General features: G+C 44.6%; 14 protein-coding genes. 7 read left to right on the top strand and 7 right to left on the bottom strand.

The window, feature by feature from the left end; genetic code table 11:
* The first annotated feature begins 6 nt into the window (after window positions 1–6).
* Window positions 7–1,044, top strand: a complete 1,038-nt coding sequence (locus AA84_RS0110565) for an aldose epimerase family protein (RefSeq protein WP_051577938.1) — start codon at window positions 7–9, stop codon at window positions 1,042–1,044.
* Between the two features lie 17 nt (window positions 1,045–1,061).
* Entirely contained in the window at window positions 1,062–1,742 is a 681-nt protein-coding gene (gene pgmB, locus AA84_RS0110560) for a beta-phosphoglucomutase (RefSeq protein WP_028977174.1), read from the top strand.
* Between the two features lie 360 nt (window positions 1,743–2,102).
* Here the strand turns inward: pgmB and AA84_RS18405 are convergent, their stop codons facing one another.
* From AA84_RS18405 to ahpC, 3 genes are all read right to left on the bottom strand, one after another.
* Complete coding sequence (locus tag AA84_RS18405; protein WP_028977173.1) at window positions 2,103–2,297, bottom strand: hypothetical protein; 195 nt, start codon at window positions 2,295–2,297, stop codon at window positions 2,103–2,105.
* Between the two features lie 498 nt (window positions 2,298–2,795).
* Complete coding sequence (gene ahpF, locus AA84_RS0110550) at window positions 2,796–4,325, bottom strand: alkyl hydroperoxide reductase subunit F (RefSeq protein ID WP_028977172.1); 1,530 nt, start codon at window positions 4,323–4,325, stop codon at window positions 2,796–2,798.
* 11 nt (window positions 4,326–4,336) lie between these two features.
* A complete protein-coding gene (gene ahpC / locus AA84_RS0110545) occupies window positions 4,337–4,900 on the bottom strand; it encodes an alkyl hydroperoxide reductase subunit C (protein ID WP_010025844.1) in 564 nt (187 codons plus the stop codon).
* 898 nt (window positions 4,901–5,798) lie between these two features.
* Between ahpC and AA84_RS0110540 the strand changes: the two genes are divergently transcribed.
* The 4 genes from AA84_RS0110540 to AA84_RS0110520 all read left to right on the top strand — a co-directional run bounded on the left by AA84_RS0110540 (window position 5,799) and on the right by AA84_RS0110520 (window position 10,082).
* The gene (locus AA84_RS0110540; RefSeq protein WP_028977171.1) at window positions 5,799–6,350 is read left to right on the top strand and encodes a cysteine hydrolase family protein; all 552 of its coding nucleotides are present in this window, start codon (window positions 5,799–5,801) and stop codon (window positions 6,348–6,350) included.
* Between the two features lie 611 nt (window positions 6,351–6,961).
* Complete coding sequence (locus AA84_RS0110535; RefSeq protein ID WP_051577937.1) at window positions 6,962–8,176, top strand: CynX/NimT family MFS transporter; 1,215 nt, start codon at window positions 6,962–6,964, stop codon at window positions 8,174–8,176.
* 259 nt (window positions 8,177–8,435) lie between these two features.
* Entirely contained in the window at window positions 8,436–8,708 is a 273-nt protein-coding gene (locus AA84_RS0110530; RefSeq protein ID WP_028977169.1) for a DUF4190 domain-containing protein, read from the top strand.
* Between the two features lie 336 nt (window positions 8,709–9,044).
* Entirely contained in the window at window positions 9,045–10,082 is a 1,038-nt protein-coding gene (locus AA84_RS0110520) for an alpha/beta hydrolase (protein ID WP_232057189.1), read from the top strand.
* A 90-nt stretch (window positions 10,083–10,172) separates the two neighbouring features.
* Here the strand turns inward: AA84_RS0110520 and nrdG are convergent, their stop codons facing one another.
* Together nrdG and nrdD are read right to left on the bottom strand one after the other, a co-directional pair.
* Window positions 10,173–10,763 (bottom strand): anaerobic ribonucleoside-triphosphate reductase activating protein, encoded by a 591-nt coding sequence (gene nrdG / locus AA84_RS0110515; protein WP_028977167.1) that lies wholly within the window; start codon window positions 10,761–10,763, stop codon window positions 10,173–10,175.
* A gap of 14 nt (window positions 10,764–10,777) precedes the next feature.
* Entirely contained in the window at window positions 10,778–12,985 is a 2,208-nt protein-coding gene (gene nrdD / locus AA84_RS0110510) for an anaerobic ribonucleoside-triphosphate reductase (RefSeq protein WP_028977166.1), read from the bottom strand.
* A gap of 311 nt (window positions 12,986–13,296) precedes the next feature.
* On the opposite strand from nrdD, the gene AA84_RS0110505 reads away from it, so the two are divergent.
* On the top strand, window positions 13,297–13,749 hold the full coding sequence (locus AA84_RS0110505; protein ID WP_028977165.1) for a helix-turn-helix domain-containing protein: 453 nt from the start codon (window positions 13,297–13,299) through the stop codon (window positions 13,747–13,749).
* 70 nt (window positions 13,750–13,819) lie between these two features.
* Here AA84_RS0110505 and AA84_RS0110500 read toward each other — a convergent pair whose 3' ends face one another.
* Complete coding sequence (locus AA84_RS0110500) at window positions 13,820–14,845, bottom strand: FecCD family ABC transporter permease (RefSeq protein WP_028977164.1); 1,026 nt, start codon at window positions 14,843–14,845, stop codon at window positions 13,820–13,822.
* Window positions 14,846–15,841: a FecCD family ABC transporter permease gene (locus AA84_RS0110495; RefSeq protein WP_051577945.1), complete on the bottom strand. Its 996-nt coding sequence runs from the start codon at window positions 15,839–15,841 to the stop codon at window positions 14,846–14,848.
* Window positions 15,842–15,895 lie beyond the last annotated feature (54 nt).

The following is a 15,895-nucleotide window of genomic DNA, read 5'->3' as shown; positions in this document are numbered from 1 at the left end:
GTAACGGTGAAAATTACGCAAGCAACGATTGGTTCAATTGTTGATGAGCCAATTACACAATATACCTTAGAAAACGATCACCATGTTCAGGTCGTCTGTATGTCCTATGCAGCAACTTGGCAAGGATTTATGGTTCCAGATCAAAATGTCAAATTACACAATTTGATTTTACGATTCGATGACATCAACACGTATTTGACGAATCCATTTCATGTTGGTAATACCATCGGTCGCGTAGGTGGCCGACTTAAAAATAGCAGCTTCGCCATTAACGGCATTAAATACCATGTTCCTGCAAACGAAGGTCCGAATTTAATTCATGGCGGCAACCATGGCTTTTCCAGTTGGAATTGGCATGCCGCTATGGAAAGCTCTCAAAATGCAGTGAACGTGACATTTAGTCGGAAGATAGCAACTCAAGATGATGGTTTTCCGGGAAATATTGAGGTGAAAATCTCATACACCCTAGACAATCAAAACAAAGTCACGATTCAATTTTTTGGTCAAAGTGATGCAGATACGCTCTTCAATCCGATGACGCATGTATATTTTAATTTGAGCGATGACCAAGAAACCATTATGAATCATGAATTGCAGATCAATAGCCTGCAACACGTTGAAGTCGATGATCAAAAACTGCCGACCGGTCGTTTACTTGAACATAGTGGAACGGCATTTGATTTTTCTAAACCTGTAATGTTGCAAAAAGCGCTCGCACAGCTACAAAAAGAAATGGGTAAAAACCAATTTGACGACGCATTCAAATTGGTCGGCCAAGAACATCCAGCTGTTGTGATTCGGGATAACGCTTCCCACCGTCAAATTCGCGTTTATTCTAACCGAAATGGTATCGTGATGTTCACGGCCAATCCTGAAGTGATTGGAAAATCGAAGGAATGGGAAGCAAGCCATCCCTATAATGGTGTGGCAATCGAAGCACAGACGCTTCCGGATGCCATTCATCATCCGGAATTTGGCGATATCGTATTAAAAGCGAATCAGCCGAAAGTATATACCGTACACTATCAATACGAAGAAATTTAATGAGAGGGGAAAATTGCTTGACAAACTTTAATGATATTAAGGGATTCATCTTTGATTTGGATGGCGTAATCGCGCTGACATCTAAGTATCACAGTCAGGCTTGGCATCAGATTGCCGATGAGTTGGATGCGACATGGACAAAATCACTTGAAGATGGGCTCAAAGGGATCAGTCGAATGGACTCTTTAGAAATGATTTTGAAAGCTGGCAATAAAGAAAACGACTATACCGAAGAAGAAAAAATCAAATTAGCGGCAAAGAAAAATGACAATTATTTGGCGCTTATTGGAAATATGAATAATGATGATCTTTTACCTGGAATACCAGAGTTCTTAGAAGATTTAATGGCCCACAATTATAAGATTTGTTTGGCATCTGCTTCAAAGAATTCTTCAATTATTCTTAAAAAGTTAAACCTGGCAAGATATTTTCCAGCTGTTGTCGATCCATCTAAACTGAAAAAAGGAAAGCCAGATCCTGAAATTTATATTCGTGGAGCTGAACTGTTGAACTTGAAGCCTGAAGAATGCATTGGAATTGAAGATGCCGCTGCAGGGATTCAATCCATTAATGGTGCTGGTGAAACATCAATTGGTATTGGTGATACACAAGAACTAAGTGCCGCTGATATTCTTTTCTCAAGCACAAAAGACATGACATTAGCGAACATTGAAGCTGCAATGAAAGTTAACGCATAAATCGATCATTTAAATTGTTTTCAGTGTAAGAGGCTGTCCCAAAAGGTCAGCAGATGAAAGACGAGAGGGAATTTTTATCCCTCTCGTTTTTTCGCGTTTCTGGATAAAAATCATAGAAAAAAATCGCCAATTCTCTTAAAATGAAATTATCCCGAATCTCAATAAAAGAAGGCGATTTTTTTGAAAAACATTATCTTCGAAAAGTATAACATGCATCAACTCATTCTTCCAATGGATTTCAGCGACAGTATTCCCAAAAGCCATATATGACAGGACTGCTATAAGAGGGCAATTTATTGGTCTCGTTATGGCCATAAGAGTACAATTTATTAGAAGTATGCCTTGCTTTAGCATTTTTTCTCAGTGGTTAAATTTCTTGCCATCTAAATGATTTTTCAGGTCCATTTTATAGACAAAGAGAAGTTGTGCCGGATCTTTATTGCCATCTTCATCATAACCGCCGACAATAACTTTCTCTACGATGCTCTCAAAAGTGAACCAATCAAGTTGATTCAGCGCCTTATTCTGTTCCAGGGTCTTCTTGAATTCCTCCAACCTAGCTGGCTAATTTGATTTTACAACTGGCCAATATAAACAAATTCATTCAAGAAAACGGAGAATTTTCAATGTCTTCTTTTCAAGTATTACATTCTATTATAAAAAGGAAATAGATAATGGTCTAGAAGATTTTTAGTTTGTGTAATAAAACCACACTTACACCCATTACGGAGAACCGTACCATAAGTAAGTGAGGATTTGAATCAGAAAACAATATGATAAGGGACTCTTTAAAAGAGATTCGTCATAGCCTACGCCTCCATCACGATTAGCGACAACCGAGTGATTGCTTGATCAAGCAAAGAAAATACCTGTTTAACATTACACCTCATGAATGGATACGCTCGCTGGCACGCATCAACAAAACGCGAACCCGCTGACGTCAGAGTGGAGGCAAAATCATAAACTTTCTGTAAAAAAAGCCGCTGTACTAAAAAATGATTAGTACAACGGCTTTCCTAACAATTAAGTTAGTGTATGAGTCTTTTAATCTGGTTAATTTCTGATCAGGTAATCGAATGCACCGAGAGCAGCGGTTGCTCCTGACCCCATTGAAATGATGATTTGTTTATAGGGACTGTTGGTGCAATCACCTGCGGCATACAATCCGGGAACACTGGTTGCGCCGTACTTATCGACAATGATCTCGCCGACGCGTGTACGCTCAACAGTTCCTTCTAACCAATCGGTATTTGGTACAAGACCGATTTGAACAAATACGCCTTGTAATTCGATATGTGTTTCTTCTTGGGTTGCGCGATCAACACAGGTAATGCCGGTTACTTTATCGGTACCGGTGATTTCTTTTGTTTGAACGTTCTTTAAGACGGTAACATTAGGGAGGCTGTAAAGACGTTTCTGCAGCACTTCATCAGCTTTGAGCTCTGGCATGAATTCAAGAACGGTCACATGTTTTACAATACCTGCTAGGTCAATAGCGGCTTCAATGCCGGAATTACCACCGCCGATAACGGCTACGTCCTTTCCTTCAAATAAAGGACCGTCACAATGTGGGCAATAAGCGACCCCTTTGTTTTTGAATTCTTGTTCACCGGGTACGTTAACATTGCGCCAACGTGCGCCGGTGGATAGAATGACGGCTTTACTTTTGAGCACCGCACCGCTCTCAAGTTCTACTTCAAAAAGATCGTTCTTTTTGATATCCTTGGCGCGCTGAAGGTTCATGACGTCGACATCATAGTCCTTAACATGTTCTTCAAGACTGGCTGCGAGTTTTGGACCTTCAGTATGTTTCACACTAATAAAGTTGTCGATACCCAATGTTTCCTGAATCTGGCCACCGAAGCGTTCCGCAACAACCCCTGTACGCAATCCTTTTCGTGCGGTATAAATCGCCGCACTTGCCCCTGAAGGACCGCCACCAACAACGAGTACATCAAAAGGATCTTTATTTGAAAGCGCTGATGAATCGGGTGCGCTGCCTAGTTTGGCAAGAATTTCTTCAAGCGAGATTCGACCGCCGTTGAAGAACTCACCATTTAAGTAAACCGCCGGCACGGCCATAATGTCCTTGCTTTCTGCTTCTTCTTTAAAGGATGCCCCATCAATCATCGTATTTGAGATGTTGGGGTTCAGAAGGCTCATCACGTTTAATGCCTGAATAACATCAGGGCAATTGTGACAGCTGAGGCTGACGTAAGTTTCAAAGTGGTATTCACCGCTTATCTTCTTAATTTGATCAATGACGCCCTGATCAACCTTTGGCGCCCTTCCGCTCACCTGTAACAAGGCCAATACGAGTGATGTAAATTCGTGACCAAGAGGAATACCTGCGAACGTGATGCCGGTATCTTCTCCAGGACGGTTGACACTGAAGCTTGGCGTTCTTGGAAGCGATGCTTTTTCAACCGTGATTTGGGAAGATAAGGAAGCGATCTCGTCGATAAAAGCCAACAGGTCCTTTGACAATTGATCAGATCCGGCACTGACTTTAAGCTGAACGTTACCTTCCATGAGTTGAAGGTATTGGTTTAATTGATTCTTAATAGCTGCTTCGAGCACCATTGGTACACCTCTTAAAGCTTTCCGACAAGATCAAGGCTCGGTTTCAGTGTTTCAGAACCTTCTTGCCATTTAGCCGGACAAACTTCACCAGGGTTCTTACGAACATATTGAGCGGCCTTGATTTTATTAATAAGAGTACTTGCATCACGGCCGATACCGTCTGCGTTAATTTCGGCAGTTTGGATAATGCCGTCCGGATCGACGATAAACGTACCGCGGTCAGCAAGACCTGCCTCTTCGTTTAAAACATCGAAGTTGCGGGAGATTGTTTGCGATGGATCGCCGATCATGGTGTATTGGATTTTTGCGATCTTTTCTGAAGCATCGTGCCATCCTTTATGTGTAAAATGAGTGTCCGTTGAAACGGAATAAACTTCAACACCCAGTTTCTTTAGCGTATCATATTCAGTTTGCAGATCTTCAAGTTCAGTCGGACATACGAAGGAAAAGTCTGCCGGATAAAAGCAAACGACACTCCACTGACCCTTTAGCGTTTCTTCAGAGACGTCAATGAACTCACCATTTTTGTAAGCTTTTGCTTGGAACGGTTGTACTTCAGACCCAATAATGGACATAATTAATCTTCCTCCTAAAAGTGGTTTTGGTTGTATTGATTATAACTGATCTATCTATAATTATTATCAATGTAAATTAATTATTGATTAAGATACGTTCTATTGTCAAGTGAAACACTCTCAGCCTTATTTTTGTTGTGGTAACCGTAATAGATGTTGAAAGAATAAACGGTAGAGGATGAAAAGAAATTTCTTTATTTGTAGCGTGCCACGGATTGAATGGTCGGTAAATGATACCATTGTCAATTACTTGACAAGTTAGCTTATTGCCTGAAATCCAAGACCTTTTCCTTGTTCATAAACAATGTGTACCATAATGAATCTTATTATTCATTGTTTTTTTGACACTTTGGAATTTAGTGATGATGGGTAGAGATATCTGAACGCAGTAAAAAGTGAAGATCACAAATGGAAAAGAGCGGATGTCACAAAAGGTTGTTGAACGTATACTGCGTTCCGGCTGCCGCTTTCCATAGACTTTTAAGACAGCCTCAGGGAGGCAGAAGAAATTGTGCAGGTTCAAGACCAAACAACGATATAGGTCATTGATAACTTGTCTAAATTGGATTACGGTGTTGTAGCTACTGTGAATTTATTTCCATCCTTGGATAGGAGGAGGGATTGGTTAGGTTACACTTAATAGGACAAATAAATTAAGGTCATGTACACTTGGTTCAACTATTCGCCGGACATATGAAAAAGGAACGAAGAACTTTTTCAAAAGAGTTCAGAGAAAAGGCAACTCACATGTATCACATCTTTCCTAAAAATCAATTTGAGGAAATAAAATGAAGCACTAGGTTTATAGCCCAATGCTCATTTTGCCTCTTAAATAACTACGGTGAACCGTATCATAAGTAAGTGAGGGTATCAACACTGAATTAAGGAGGTAACGTGGATGAATGCACTTTTAGTACTAGATCCTCAAATTGGTATACTTAAAAAGAAAGATTTCTCGGAGGAACTAACCATAATCAGAAATGTTATTAGTGATTTTAAAGATAGGGATCAGTTAGTTGTATTATTTCAACACATTGACTCTGCAGATAAATTCCCTAATAGTCCGCTTGTAGAAGGATCAAAAGGTAGCAAAATATTTCCTGAATTTATTAAGTTAGCTGATTATATTGTTCCAAAAAGAACACCAAGTGGCTTTATGAATACTGAATTACAAAATATTTTGCAAAAATCAAATGTTAATCATGTTTTTGTTGTAGGTTTTAATACTGAATATTGTTGTTTGTTCACATCGCTAGGAGCTTTCGAAAAAGGATATGATGTCACATTTATTGAAGATGCCACAGGAACTGTTAACGATGAAAAAACATATGAGATGCCTGGATTAGATATTAGAGATATGGTAGGATCAATTCTTAATTGGTCCAGGGTGATTGAAGTTCTATACTATGCTGACTATGTTGAAAAATATGGGCACAAACGAAACCGGTGAATTCGGGTGAGGTCTGATCTCATTGGTTATGGGATGGTCAGCCTAAGCCCCGATCTGAAAAATTGACGGAATAAATTTGCTTAATTAGTAAAAAGGATAAAAACTAGCTTCAATAGACGGAGAGATTCCGCCTATTTACTCGAAAAACGTGAAAATGGGGCTTTTTGCTTTGCATAGTCGGAAAACATCCCTTATATACCCTCGAAAAGAGTCCCATTCTGCATCTAACCGAAAAATCTCCGCTTATTTAACTTTTTGCTAGTGACTTAATTAAGGACAAAACTTCTTATCTAACATTGCGAGACAGGTTGACTTAGCGTTCTTTTTATATTTCAAAAATCCAAGGGAACCTCATTTTGCTACGCCACGGTTAACCGTTATCATAAATAAATGTGGTTTTACCAAACACAGTCTTGTAAAATCGTTTTGTTACGATACACTTTTTATGGGAGAGACAGTCTTAAATGATGTCCGAACATGCACGGAGCAAAGTCTAGAAAAAAAACTCAACGAGAACTGCTGGAACATTGGGAATTGACGTAGATCCCTGCTGCACCCTTAGAACTAAATGTCGTTTTATCATAAATAAACAAAGTGTTGGAGATGGAATCGTGAGCATAAAAAAACAAAGCCAGCGAACCTGGCTTATCTTGCTATTTGTCATTTTATTAATCTCTGCCTGCCTGCGTGCGCCCTTTACCGCTGTTGGGGCCTTGATTCATCTGATTCAGAACGATACAGGGCTTAACGGAACGCTGAGCGGTTTGCTGACTTCGCTGCCCATGTTCGCTTTTGCTTTTATTGCGCCGATCACGCCGCGTTTCGTTCGTCGATGGGGCATGGTGCGTATGCTGTTCGCCAGTATGGTCGGGCTGACGGCAGGCATTCTGGTTCGTTCGCTGGTTCCGGGTATTCTCGGTTTATTCATCGGGACAGCAATTTTGGGCGTAGCCATCGCAGCCGGGAACGTTATTCTGCCGAGTTTTATTCAATATCGCTTCCAGAAGCAGATCGGTTTAATGACCGGCGTCTATTTAGTATCCATGGCACTTTGGGCAGGTGTCAGCTCTGGATTCAGTCTCCCGCTTGCCGTAAGCGGGCATCTTGGCTGGAAAGGCAGTCTGCTCATCTGGTGCCTGATGTCCCTGTTTGCGCTCATTGCTCTGTCTCCTTTTCTGCGTGAGCGCAATGGAGAATTGAAGGCCGCTTTGCCAGAAAAAGAGAACAGTGAGTCAGCGGGTTCAATCTGGTGTTCGAAGTTAGCTTGGTGCGTTACGCTTTATATGGGCATCCAGTCCATTCTTTTTTATACAGTGTTGGCTTGGTTTCCCTCTATGCTGAACGCACAAGGGCTGTCGATGAATCAGGGCGGTTTATTGCTGCTGGTCATTCAGATTGTTTCCCTGCCGACTTCTTTTTTGGCGCCTGTCCTTGCAAGTCGTGCAAAGAGTCAGACAAAGCTTGTCGTGACATCCGGCATCATTTATGTGATCGCTTTTGCCGGTTTGCTTAACGGGCACTGGATCCTGCTTTGGTCCATCTTGATTGGGCTCGGCAGCGGCGCTTCGTTCAGTTTTGCCATTTCACTTTTCAATCTGCGGACAAATACGGCAGAAGAAAGCATAAAGCTTTCCGGCATGGCACAATCCGTCGGTTATCTGATGGCCGCAGTCGCACCGGTAGTCACTGGCTATATCCACGACCTTTCCGGCAGCTGGGAAGCAACTAAAATCTTTCTTCTTATCTGTTCCGTTTTGCTAACCGTGTTGGCTTTTGGCGTCGGTCGAGATCACAAAGTTCATTTGGTTGTACGCAGAAGATCCTGAGGATGAGCACCGTATCATGAGTAAGATTAAATAAAAAAAAGAAAGATCTACTTGTATATGCAGTTGTTTTGATACAATTAAAGGTATTGGCATAGGGATATAGAAAAATCATTTTACTACGTCATTGTTTCCTCTGTAATGACCACATCATTCTCCTTTAGTCGTGATTTATCGGTTCGAGATACGGATCAGGTTTCGCTTTTAATAAGAGCATTCTTTTTATATCAGTCATTTTCAGGGTTAGGTAGGTGAACAATTAGTGGAAGCACAGCAAAATCAAGTGAACGGCAAATCGATTGCAGCGTTGGTTTTAGGGATTACCGCGATTATCATTCCTTATGTGGGGTTAATCTTGGGTATTCTCGGCATCATTTTTTCAAAGAAAGCACTGAATGAAATTGCTCAATATGGCCAGCAAGGCCGAGGAATGGCCATTGCCGGTTTGGTCACCAGCATCATTTCCGTATCGATCTATGCACTGATTATCTTTTTTATTGTGATTGTTGCAGGCGTTGCTGCCAATCTAGGGTGAATTCGATGAAAAATCCTTTAGCCACCGATATAGAGGTTTTTTATTCGATCAGAAAGCATCTGATTTTCAGTAAAGCAAAGGGTTGTGAATCAAATGCGTAAGTACTTGAGAGCCTGTGGTCGTGCCGTGTTGATGCGAGCAGTGGCATGTTGTTCAAGTGTAAGGGTGATGAACCCAAGCCATTAGCAGAGTGGTGCTAAGGGACTCGGTTTGCCTGGTTATTCAACTAATGTGAGGGAAGATGAGCGCGCTTATTGCTTTCTTTTCCTTCCCTTTGATTTTTTTCTTTTAAACGAATTAGGGACGAGATGCTTGAGAATTAGGGGGCGCATGCAAATGGTGAGAACGGAACGCTTGCAAAAAAATGGGCGCAAAAACCAACCTCAATCAATGAAAACTAAGATTTTTTTGACGGCGGCAGTTCTGACTGCAGCAGCGGCTGCATGCAGAGTGGCCGGTACAATGGTCGGTAATTATTTTTACCGTTTGGCCATTGCTCGGGAGAAGTCGCCGCGGCGGCAGAATCTGGATCCAAAAGCCGGAAAAGTTGCCCTTTCTTCGGTCATACAGACACGTATAGATGAGCGGAAAGCAGCAAAGAAACAGTTTCTTGAGCAGTGCCCGCCGACCGACCGGTTTATGCGATCATCGGATGGGTTGAACCTGCACGCATTTCGATTTGATGCGCATCCGAACAATCATCATTGGATTATACTCCTGCATGGCTATATGGATGAAGCTTCGAACATGTTTTATTATGCCTCTGTTTTTGCTGAACATGGCTATAATGTGCTTGTTCCCAACTTGCGCGGAGCAGGGAGAAGTGAAGGGGACTACATCGGTATGGGCTGGAATGACCGTCTCGATGTTGTGGGTTGGATCAAACAGCTTGTTGCGCACGACCCTGAGGCTAAGATTGCTGTTTTCGGCGTTTCCATGGGCGGCGCGACGGCGATGATGACCGCCGGCGAGAAGCTTCCGCCAAACGTTTGCTGCGTGATTGAAGATTGCGGCTATACATCCGTAGCGGATGAATTTGCCTATGAACTGCGCAATTTGTTTCGGCTTCCAGCTTTTCCTATTTTGCGACTGGCGGATCGAGTGACGCGTTCGCGTGCCGGCTATGGCATTTATGAAGCTTCGGCAATCGAACAAGTGAAGAAGGCAAACGTACCGATCTTATTCATTCATGGCGATAACGACACGTTTGTCCCAACTCATATGGTGCATAAAGTCTATGAGGCGGCAGCCGGCGAGAAGGAGCTTCTGCTTGTGAAAAAGGCGACCCATGCGGCTTCGTCAATTGTCGATCCTGAATTGTATTTTTCAACGATCTTTCACTTTCTTGAAAAGCATGTGCCGCCAAACGAATAAATGGGGCAGGCTGTTCCATTGCCGGACTGTATAGATGAGCAAACCGCGTGTCGCTATTGGACACGCGGTTAATCGCTTCTCTATATCATCTTATTTAACAAGCCGATCCCAAATGACGACTTGGCCGCTTTTCAGGGACGGCTGCACATCAATAATCCGCTGATTTGAGCTGCCGCGGAATTGCAGGGTCAGGTCTTTCTTTGCCAGATCAAAGCGGCCGTCGACGAGAATATCAATTTTTGACAGGAGTTCGCGCTTGTCCTCAGAGTCGTGCTGCAGTTCTTCCCACGTGTAGCCGCTCCATGACCAAATATCTTTAGCTTGTCCGTACTCGCTTCGGATTCGGTTCACGAGCGAAAGGCAGACGCCGGTGTTTAAGAACGGTTCACCGCCGAGCAGCGTCAAGCCTTGTACATAAGACTGTCCGATGTCGGCAATGATTTGATCCTCCAGCTCCTTGGTATAAGGTTGCCCGTAACGGAAGTTCTGGGCCGCTTTATTGTAGCAGCCGGGACAGTCGAAAGGACAGCCGCTGACATAGAGGCTGCAGCGCACGCCTTCTCCGTCTACGAAATTGAATGGTTTGTAGCTGGCGATATAGCACCGGCTCAAGCGTTCGGCCAGCCATGTTTTTGGGTTCGGGTCGCGTGGACGTTTTCTCTGAGCCGCATCATTTACCAATGGAAGGCCTCCCTTTATTGCCGAGCAATCGTGTTGCTGTCGTTACCGAGGCTTAGATGCTTGACGCGCGATGCGATTTCCACATGCCGCCCGTGAATCATCGGTCGTTGCTGCGGGTTGCCCAAGTAACCGCAGGTTCTTTTTACAACGTCACAGGACTGTGGATCGGTATTGCCGCATTCCGGGCATTCAAAGCCGCGCTCGGTTGGTTGGAATTCGCCCTTGAAGCCGCATTTGAAGCATTGATCAATCGGTGTATTGGTACCCAAATAGCCGACGCGGTCGTACGCATAATCCCATACTGCTTCCAGCGCTTTCGGATTTTGCTTCAGATTCGGATATTCGCAGTAATGGATGAATCCACCAGCGCAATACGGCGGAAAGTCCTTCTCGAAGTCTAATTTTTCAAATGGCGTCGGTGCTTTGCGTACATCATAGTGGAAGCTGTTTGTGTAGTATTCCTTATCGGTAATGTCCTTCACTTTGCCGAATTTTTCCGTATCTTTGCGGCAGAATTTGTCGGTCAGGCTTTCACTTGGTGTGCTGTATACGCTGAAATGGTAGCCGTATTCTTCTTCCCAATCTTGGCAGTGTTCCCAGAGCTTCTTCACGACGCTGATGGCGAAGTCTTTGGCTTCCGGATTGCTTTCCCATGTACTGCCGTAAAAAACGGTGCCCACTTCATAAAGGCCGATGTAGCCAAGAGAAACGGTGGCGCGGCGATTCTTGAAGAGTTCATCAACCGAGTCCGTACGCTTTAGTCGCTTGCCAAAAGCACCGTATTGATAAAGGATCGGCGCGTTGTCCGGCGTTGCCTGCTTCGCGCGCTCCACCTTAAAGACGAGTGCTTCCTTGCAGATCTGCAGTCGTTCTTGGAGAATCTTCCAAAAGGCTTCCTTGTCCCCTTTTGATTCCAGAGCAATGCGCGGCAGATTAACCGTGACCACGCCGAGATTCATTCGTCCGGAATTGACCTCTTTGCCATTCTCATCATGCCAGCCTTGCAGGAACGAGCGGCAGCCCATCGGTGCTTTAAAACTTCCGGTCAGTTCGACCAGTTTGTCATACATCAGCACGTCCGGGTACATCCGTTTTGTCGCGCATTCAACAGCAAGCTGTTTGATGTCGTAATTCGGATCTTCCGGATCGAGGTTGAGCCCACGTTTCAGACTGAATACCAGCTTTGGGAAAATCGCGGTGCGGTGTTCTTTGCCTAACCCGGTAATGCGTATACGCAGAATCGCTTTTTGAATTTCACGTTCAATCCAATTGGTCCCTAGGCCAAAGCCTAAGGTTGTAAAAGGTGTTTGCCCTTGAGAGGAATAGAGTGTATTGATTTCGTATTCGAGTGCCTGCATGGCGTCGTAAATATCTTTTCTCGTTTTCTTACGGGCGAAGGCCTGCTGTTTTTCCGTTCCTTCAACCCATTCTTCCGCATCCGTTAAATGTTTGTCATAATTCTTTTTGGCAAAAGGAGCAAGCAGTTCATCCACACGATCGGCGGAACAGCCGCCATATTGACTGGAAGCAACATTGGCAATAATCTGAGCCATTTGTGCAGTTGCCGTTTGAATCGAATGCGGCGGTTCGACCTCTGCATTGCCGATTTTAAACCCATGATTGAGCATTTCGTTGAAGTCGATTAAGCAGCAATTGGTCATTGGGCTGTATGGCTGATAGTCAAGGTCATGCCAATGGATCTCTCCCTTAAGCTGTGCATTGGCTACCTTTGGCGGCAGCATCTTCAGTCCAATCGCCTTGGCGACCGTACCGGCAGTAAGATCGCGCTGTGTATTAAAGACCTGGCTGTCCTTATTCGCGTTTTCATTGACGATGGATTGATCTTTATGTAAGAGTTTTCGAATGGTGAAATTGATGTCGGTTGCCTTATTACGGGCAAAATCACGCTCGGTGCGGTAGTTGATGTACTCTTGAGCAATATCATACTGGTGATGGGTCAGAAGCGTTTGCTCAACAATATTTTGAATCTCATAAATTTTGATGTCTTCATGGAACCGTGATCCGATTTCAGCGAGCACATCATCGGTAATGTCATTGATTAATTGAAACGTGATTGGATCCAAATCGCCAAAAACGTGCTTTGCGGCTTTTAATAGCGCCGTTGTGATTTTCTCAGCATTAAAATCTATAATACGGCCGTCGCGTTTTAATACTTTGATGGCCGGTGTGCTGACTGTAAATGGTTGTTTTGTATCGATCATCGTGAACGCCCCCTTGAAAACTACTAAACTATCATAGGATATTGGCACATCGGTTTCAATCTATATATGGGATGCAAAACTCGGGAAATATTGTGAAAAGTACTAGATATGGTATTGGGGAAGGGGAAATACGATTTGTGACAAGCTTGTGAAAGATGCAAACCTCATGTATTCCAATCTTAAAAGATCGAAAAAAGTGAGTTTTTTCCTGCAACCTTAGGGTGCGGGCAGCGCGCAACCAAGGCTCGCTTTACTTTTTGAGGCAGAACAGGTGAGAATAAGGTATCACGTGATAAAGGGTGATCGCTGAGATGGATTTTGCAGATAAATTGAAAAAATTACGCAAGGAGAAAGGTTGGTCACAAGATGACTTGGCAGAAAAGCTGTTTGTTAGCCGGCAGTCGGTTTCTAAATGGGAAATTGGTCAAAATTATCCGAGCATTGAAAGCATTATTAGACTAAGTGATCTGTTTGATATGACGATCGATGACTTATTAAGGAGTGATGTTGCATTGACTGAGAAGGTGATTCAGGACAGCAAGCAACTGGCGCATCCAAGACTTAAATTTTGGTTTGAAGTGCTCTTTTTATTCGGGGTAGCACTTATGCTGATTAAGTTAGCAGTGCTGCTGATCAATAACCTAACGGCATTGGATTTGCCTCTGATTGGCGGCAAGTTGATTTGGAACTTGGGATCCGTCTTGTTTATGATTGGCGGAGCGATTGGCTCCAATGGGGTTAAAGAAAAATACAAAGAAGATTAACCCTTGAAAGTCACGCTGCCCAAAACGTAGTGGACAGAAAGCGTTTTATTGATAAGCTGAGGCTTTTTGTTCACTTAGCCTGTGACAGTAAATAAAGAAAATAGGGTGCACCGAGTACGGACACAATGATCCCGGCTGGAAGTTCCGCCGGCTGAAGCATCCAGCGGCCGAGGGTATCGGCGGCAAGAAGCAGAAGTGCGCCGGAAAGCGCGGAGACGGGGAGCAGTCGCAGATGCTGCGCCCCCACAAGGCGGCGGGCCAGATGGGGAGCAATTAGTCCGATAAAACCGATCCCACCGCTGACTGCAACGCAGGCGGCGGCAAGTGCGACTGCGGCAAGAAGCAGCATCCGTCTGTTTTTTTCGATCGCAACGCCGAGACCGATCACGGTTGGCTCATCAAGTTGCAAAAGGTCCAGCGTCCGTGCATGATACAGGACATAAGAAAAGAGCACGAGAACCCAGGGTAAAAGTGCAAGGACAAAGTGCCAATTCGAGCCCCAGATCGTTCCCGCAAGCCATGTAGACACAAATTGATATTGATTCGGATCGAATTTAAGCGTCAGGATAACCATGAGCGCGCTGATGCCTGATGCGACGGCGATACCTGTTAATAAGAGCCGGGTGGAAGAAAAGCCTTGGTGCTGCCTGAGTGCAAGCGCATAGATGAGTATCGCTGCAGCGGCTGCGCCGATAAGCGCAGCCATTGGGAGCATATAAACCGGTACCGCTTGCCGACTTTGGAAAAAAGAGATAAACAGTACGATCGCTAGCCCTGCACCGGCATTAATGCCTAGAATACCCGGATCGGCGAGTGCGCTGCGCGTGACACTTTGAATGATGCATCCGGATACGGCGAGTCCCGCGCCGGCCAGTACCGAAATGATGATGCGCGGCATCCGGAATTCAAAAAGAATAAGCGACTGAGCGTTTGTGCCGCCGCCGAACAGGGTCTGAATCACTTCAAGAGGAGCCAGTCTTGTAAATCCGGTATTCATACTGATGACAAAGAGGACAACAATAAGTGTGGTCAGCAAGACCATTATTTGAATGCTTCGATTCCTTTTGTGCCGTTCCGCGGCAGTGAGGCTGCTCATTTAATGGTCGCTCCTTTCCGATCCGGCCAAATAGAGAAAGAACGGAATGCCGATCAATGCGATTAATACGCCGACGGGCGTCTCATAAGGCGGATTGATACTACGGGCGCCAAGATCGGCCAGAACCAGCAGCAGGCTGCCAAGAATGGCTGTGCTGGGAATGATTTTTCGGTAATCCGTACCGACAAGATAGCGGGTCAGATGCGGGACAATTAACCCAACAAACCCGATCGCACCGACGACCGACACTGCGGCACCGGCAAGAATAAGCACCATGACGATACTTGCCGTTTTAATGATGCCCGTATGCATGCCAAGCCCGGACGCTATGTTGTCACCGAGGCTGAGAATGGTGATGGATGGTGACAGAAAAAGAGCAGCGAGAAACGCGCCAATCACCCAAGGAAGGATCATCATAAGCTCAAACCAGTGAATGCCGGTCGTTCCCCCTGCATACCAAAAGGCAAGATCTTGCCCGATCTGAAAATAAATCGCTAAGCCTTGACTCAGTGCAGTGAGCAAGGCGCTGACTGCGGCACCTGCCAGAACAAGGCGGACCGGTGACATGCCATTCGGCGACAGCGAACTCATTCCATAGACGATGCCGGCACCCACGCCTGCACCGATAAAGGAGCAGATCATCAAATAGAAGAAGGGAAGCGCCGGAAAGAAAGCATAGCAAAGCGCAAGTACAAAAGCCGCCCCTGCGTTAATGCCAAGGATTCCTGAATCGGCGAGTGGATTTCGGGTGACGCCTTGCATCAATGCTCCGGAAACGGAAAAACAGGCACCGATAATGACACTGCCAAGTACACGCGGCATGCGCAGTTCCCAAATGATTTTATGCGGCACAAGTTGAGCATTATAGTGGAAGACCGCATCCCAGACGGTTTTCAAGTCGATGTTTGCCGCACCATAGGAGATGGAGACTCCGATCGCAAACACCAGCAAAAACGGTCCGACGATTAATAGGATCGGAAAGGACCACTTTTTCATTCGGCTATTCTTGATCGATTGATTGATGTGTTTGGCTTTTAGCGCTGCCAGTTT

This window comes from Sporolactobacillus terrae DSM 11697 (assembly GCF_000648615.1).
Taxonomy (GTDB): domain Bacteria; phylum Bacillota; class Bacilli; order Bacillales; family Sporolactobacillaceae; genus Sporolactobacillus; species Sporolactobacillus terrae.
Note: the sequence above shows the minus strand (reverse complement) of the source record. Positions and strands in the feature narration are given on the sequence as shown.

Coding starts and splice junctions, on each gene's coding strand:
- nrdD (WP_028977166.1), bottom strand. CDS start 12,985: ATGATCGATACAAAACAACCATTTACAGTCAGCACACCGGCCATCAAA.
- AA84_RS0110495 (WP_051577945.1), bottom strand. CDS start 15,841: ATGAAAAAGTGGTCCTTTCCGATCCTATTAATCGTCGGACCGTTTTTG.
- AA84_RS0110505 (WP_028977165.1), top strand. CDS start 13,297: ATGGATTTTGCAGATAAATTGAAAAAATTACGCAAGGAGAAAGGTTGG.
- AA84_RS0110540 (WP_028977171.1), top strand. CDS start 5,799: ATGAATGCACTTTTAGTACTAGATCCTCAAATTGGTATACTTAAAAAG.
- ahpC (WP_010025844.1), bottom strand. CDS start 4,900: ATGTCCATTATTGGGTCTGAAGTACAACCGTTCCAAGCAAAAGCTTAC.
- ahpF (WP_028977172.1), bottom strand. CDS start 4,325: ATGGTGCTCGAAGCAGCTATTAAGAATCAATTAAACCAATACCTTCAA.
- AA84_RS0110520 (WP_232057189.1), top strand. CDS start 9,045: ATGGTGAGAACGGAACGCTTGCAAAAAAATGGGCGCAAAAACCAACCT.
- AA84_RS0110500 (WP_028977164.1), bottom strand. CDS start 14,845: ATGAGCAGCCTCACTGCCGCGGAACGGCACAAAAGGAATCGAAGCATT.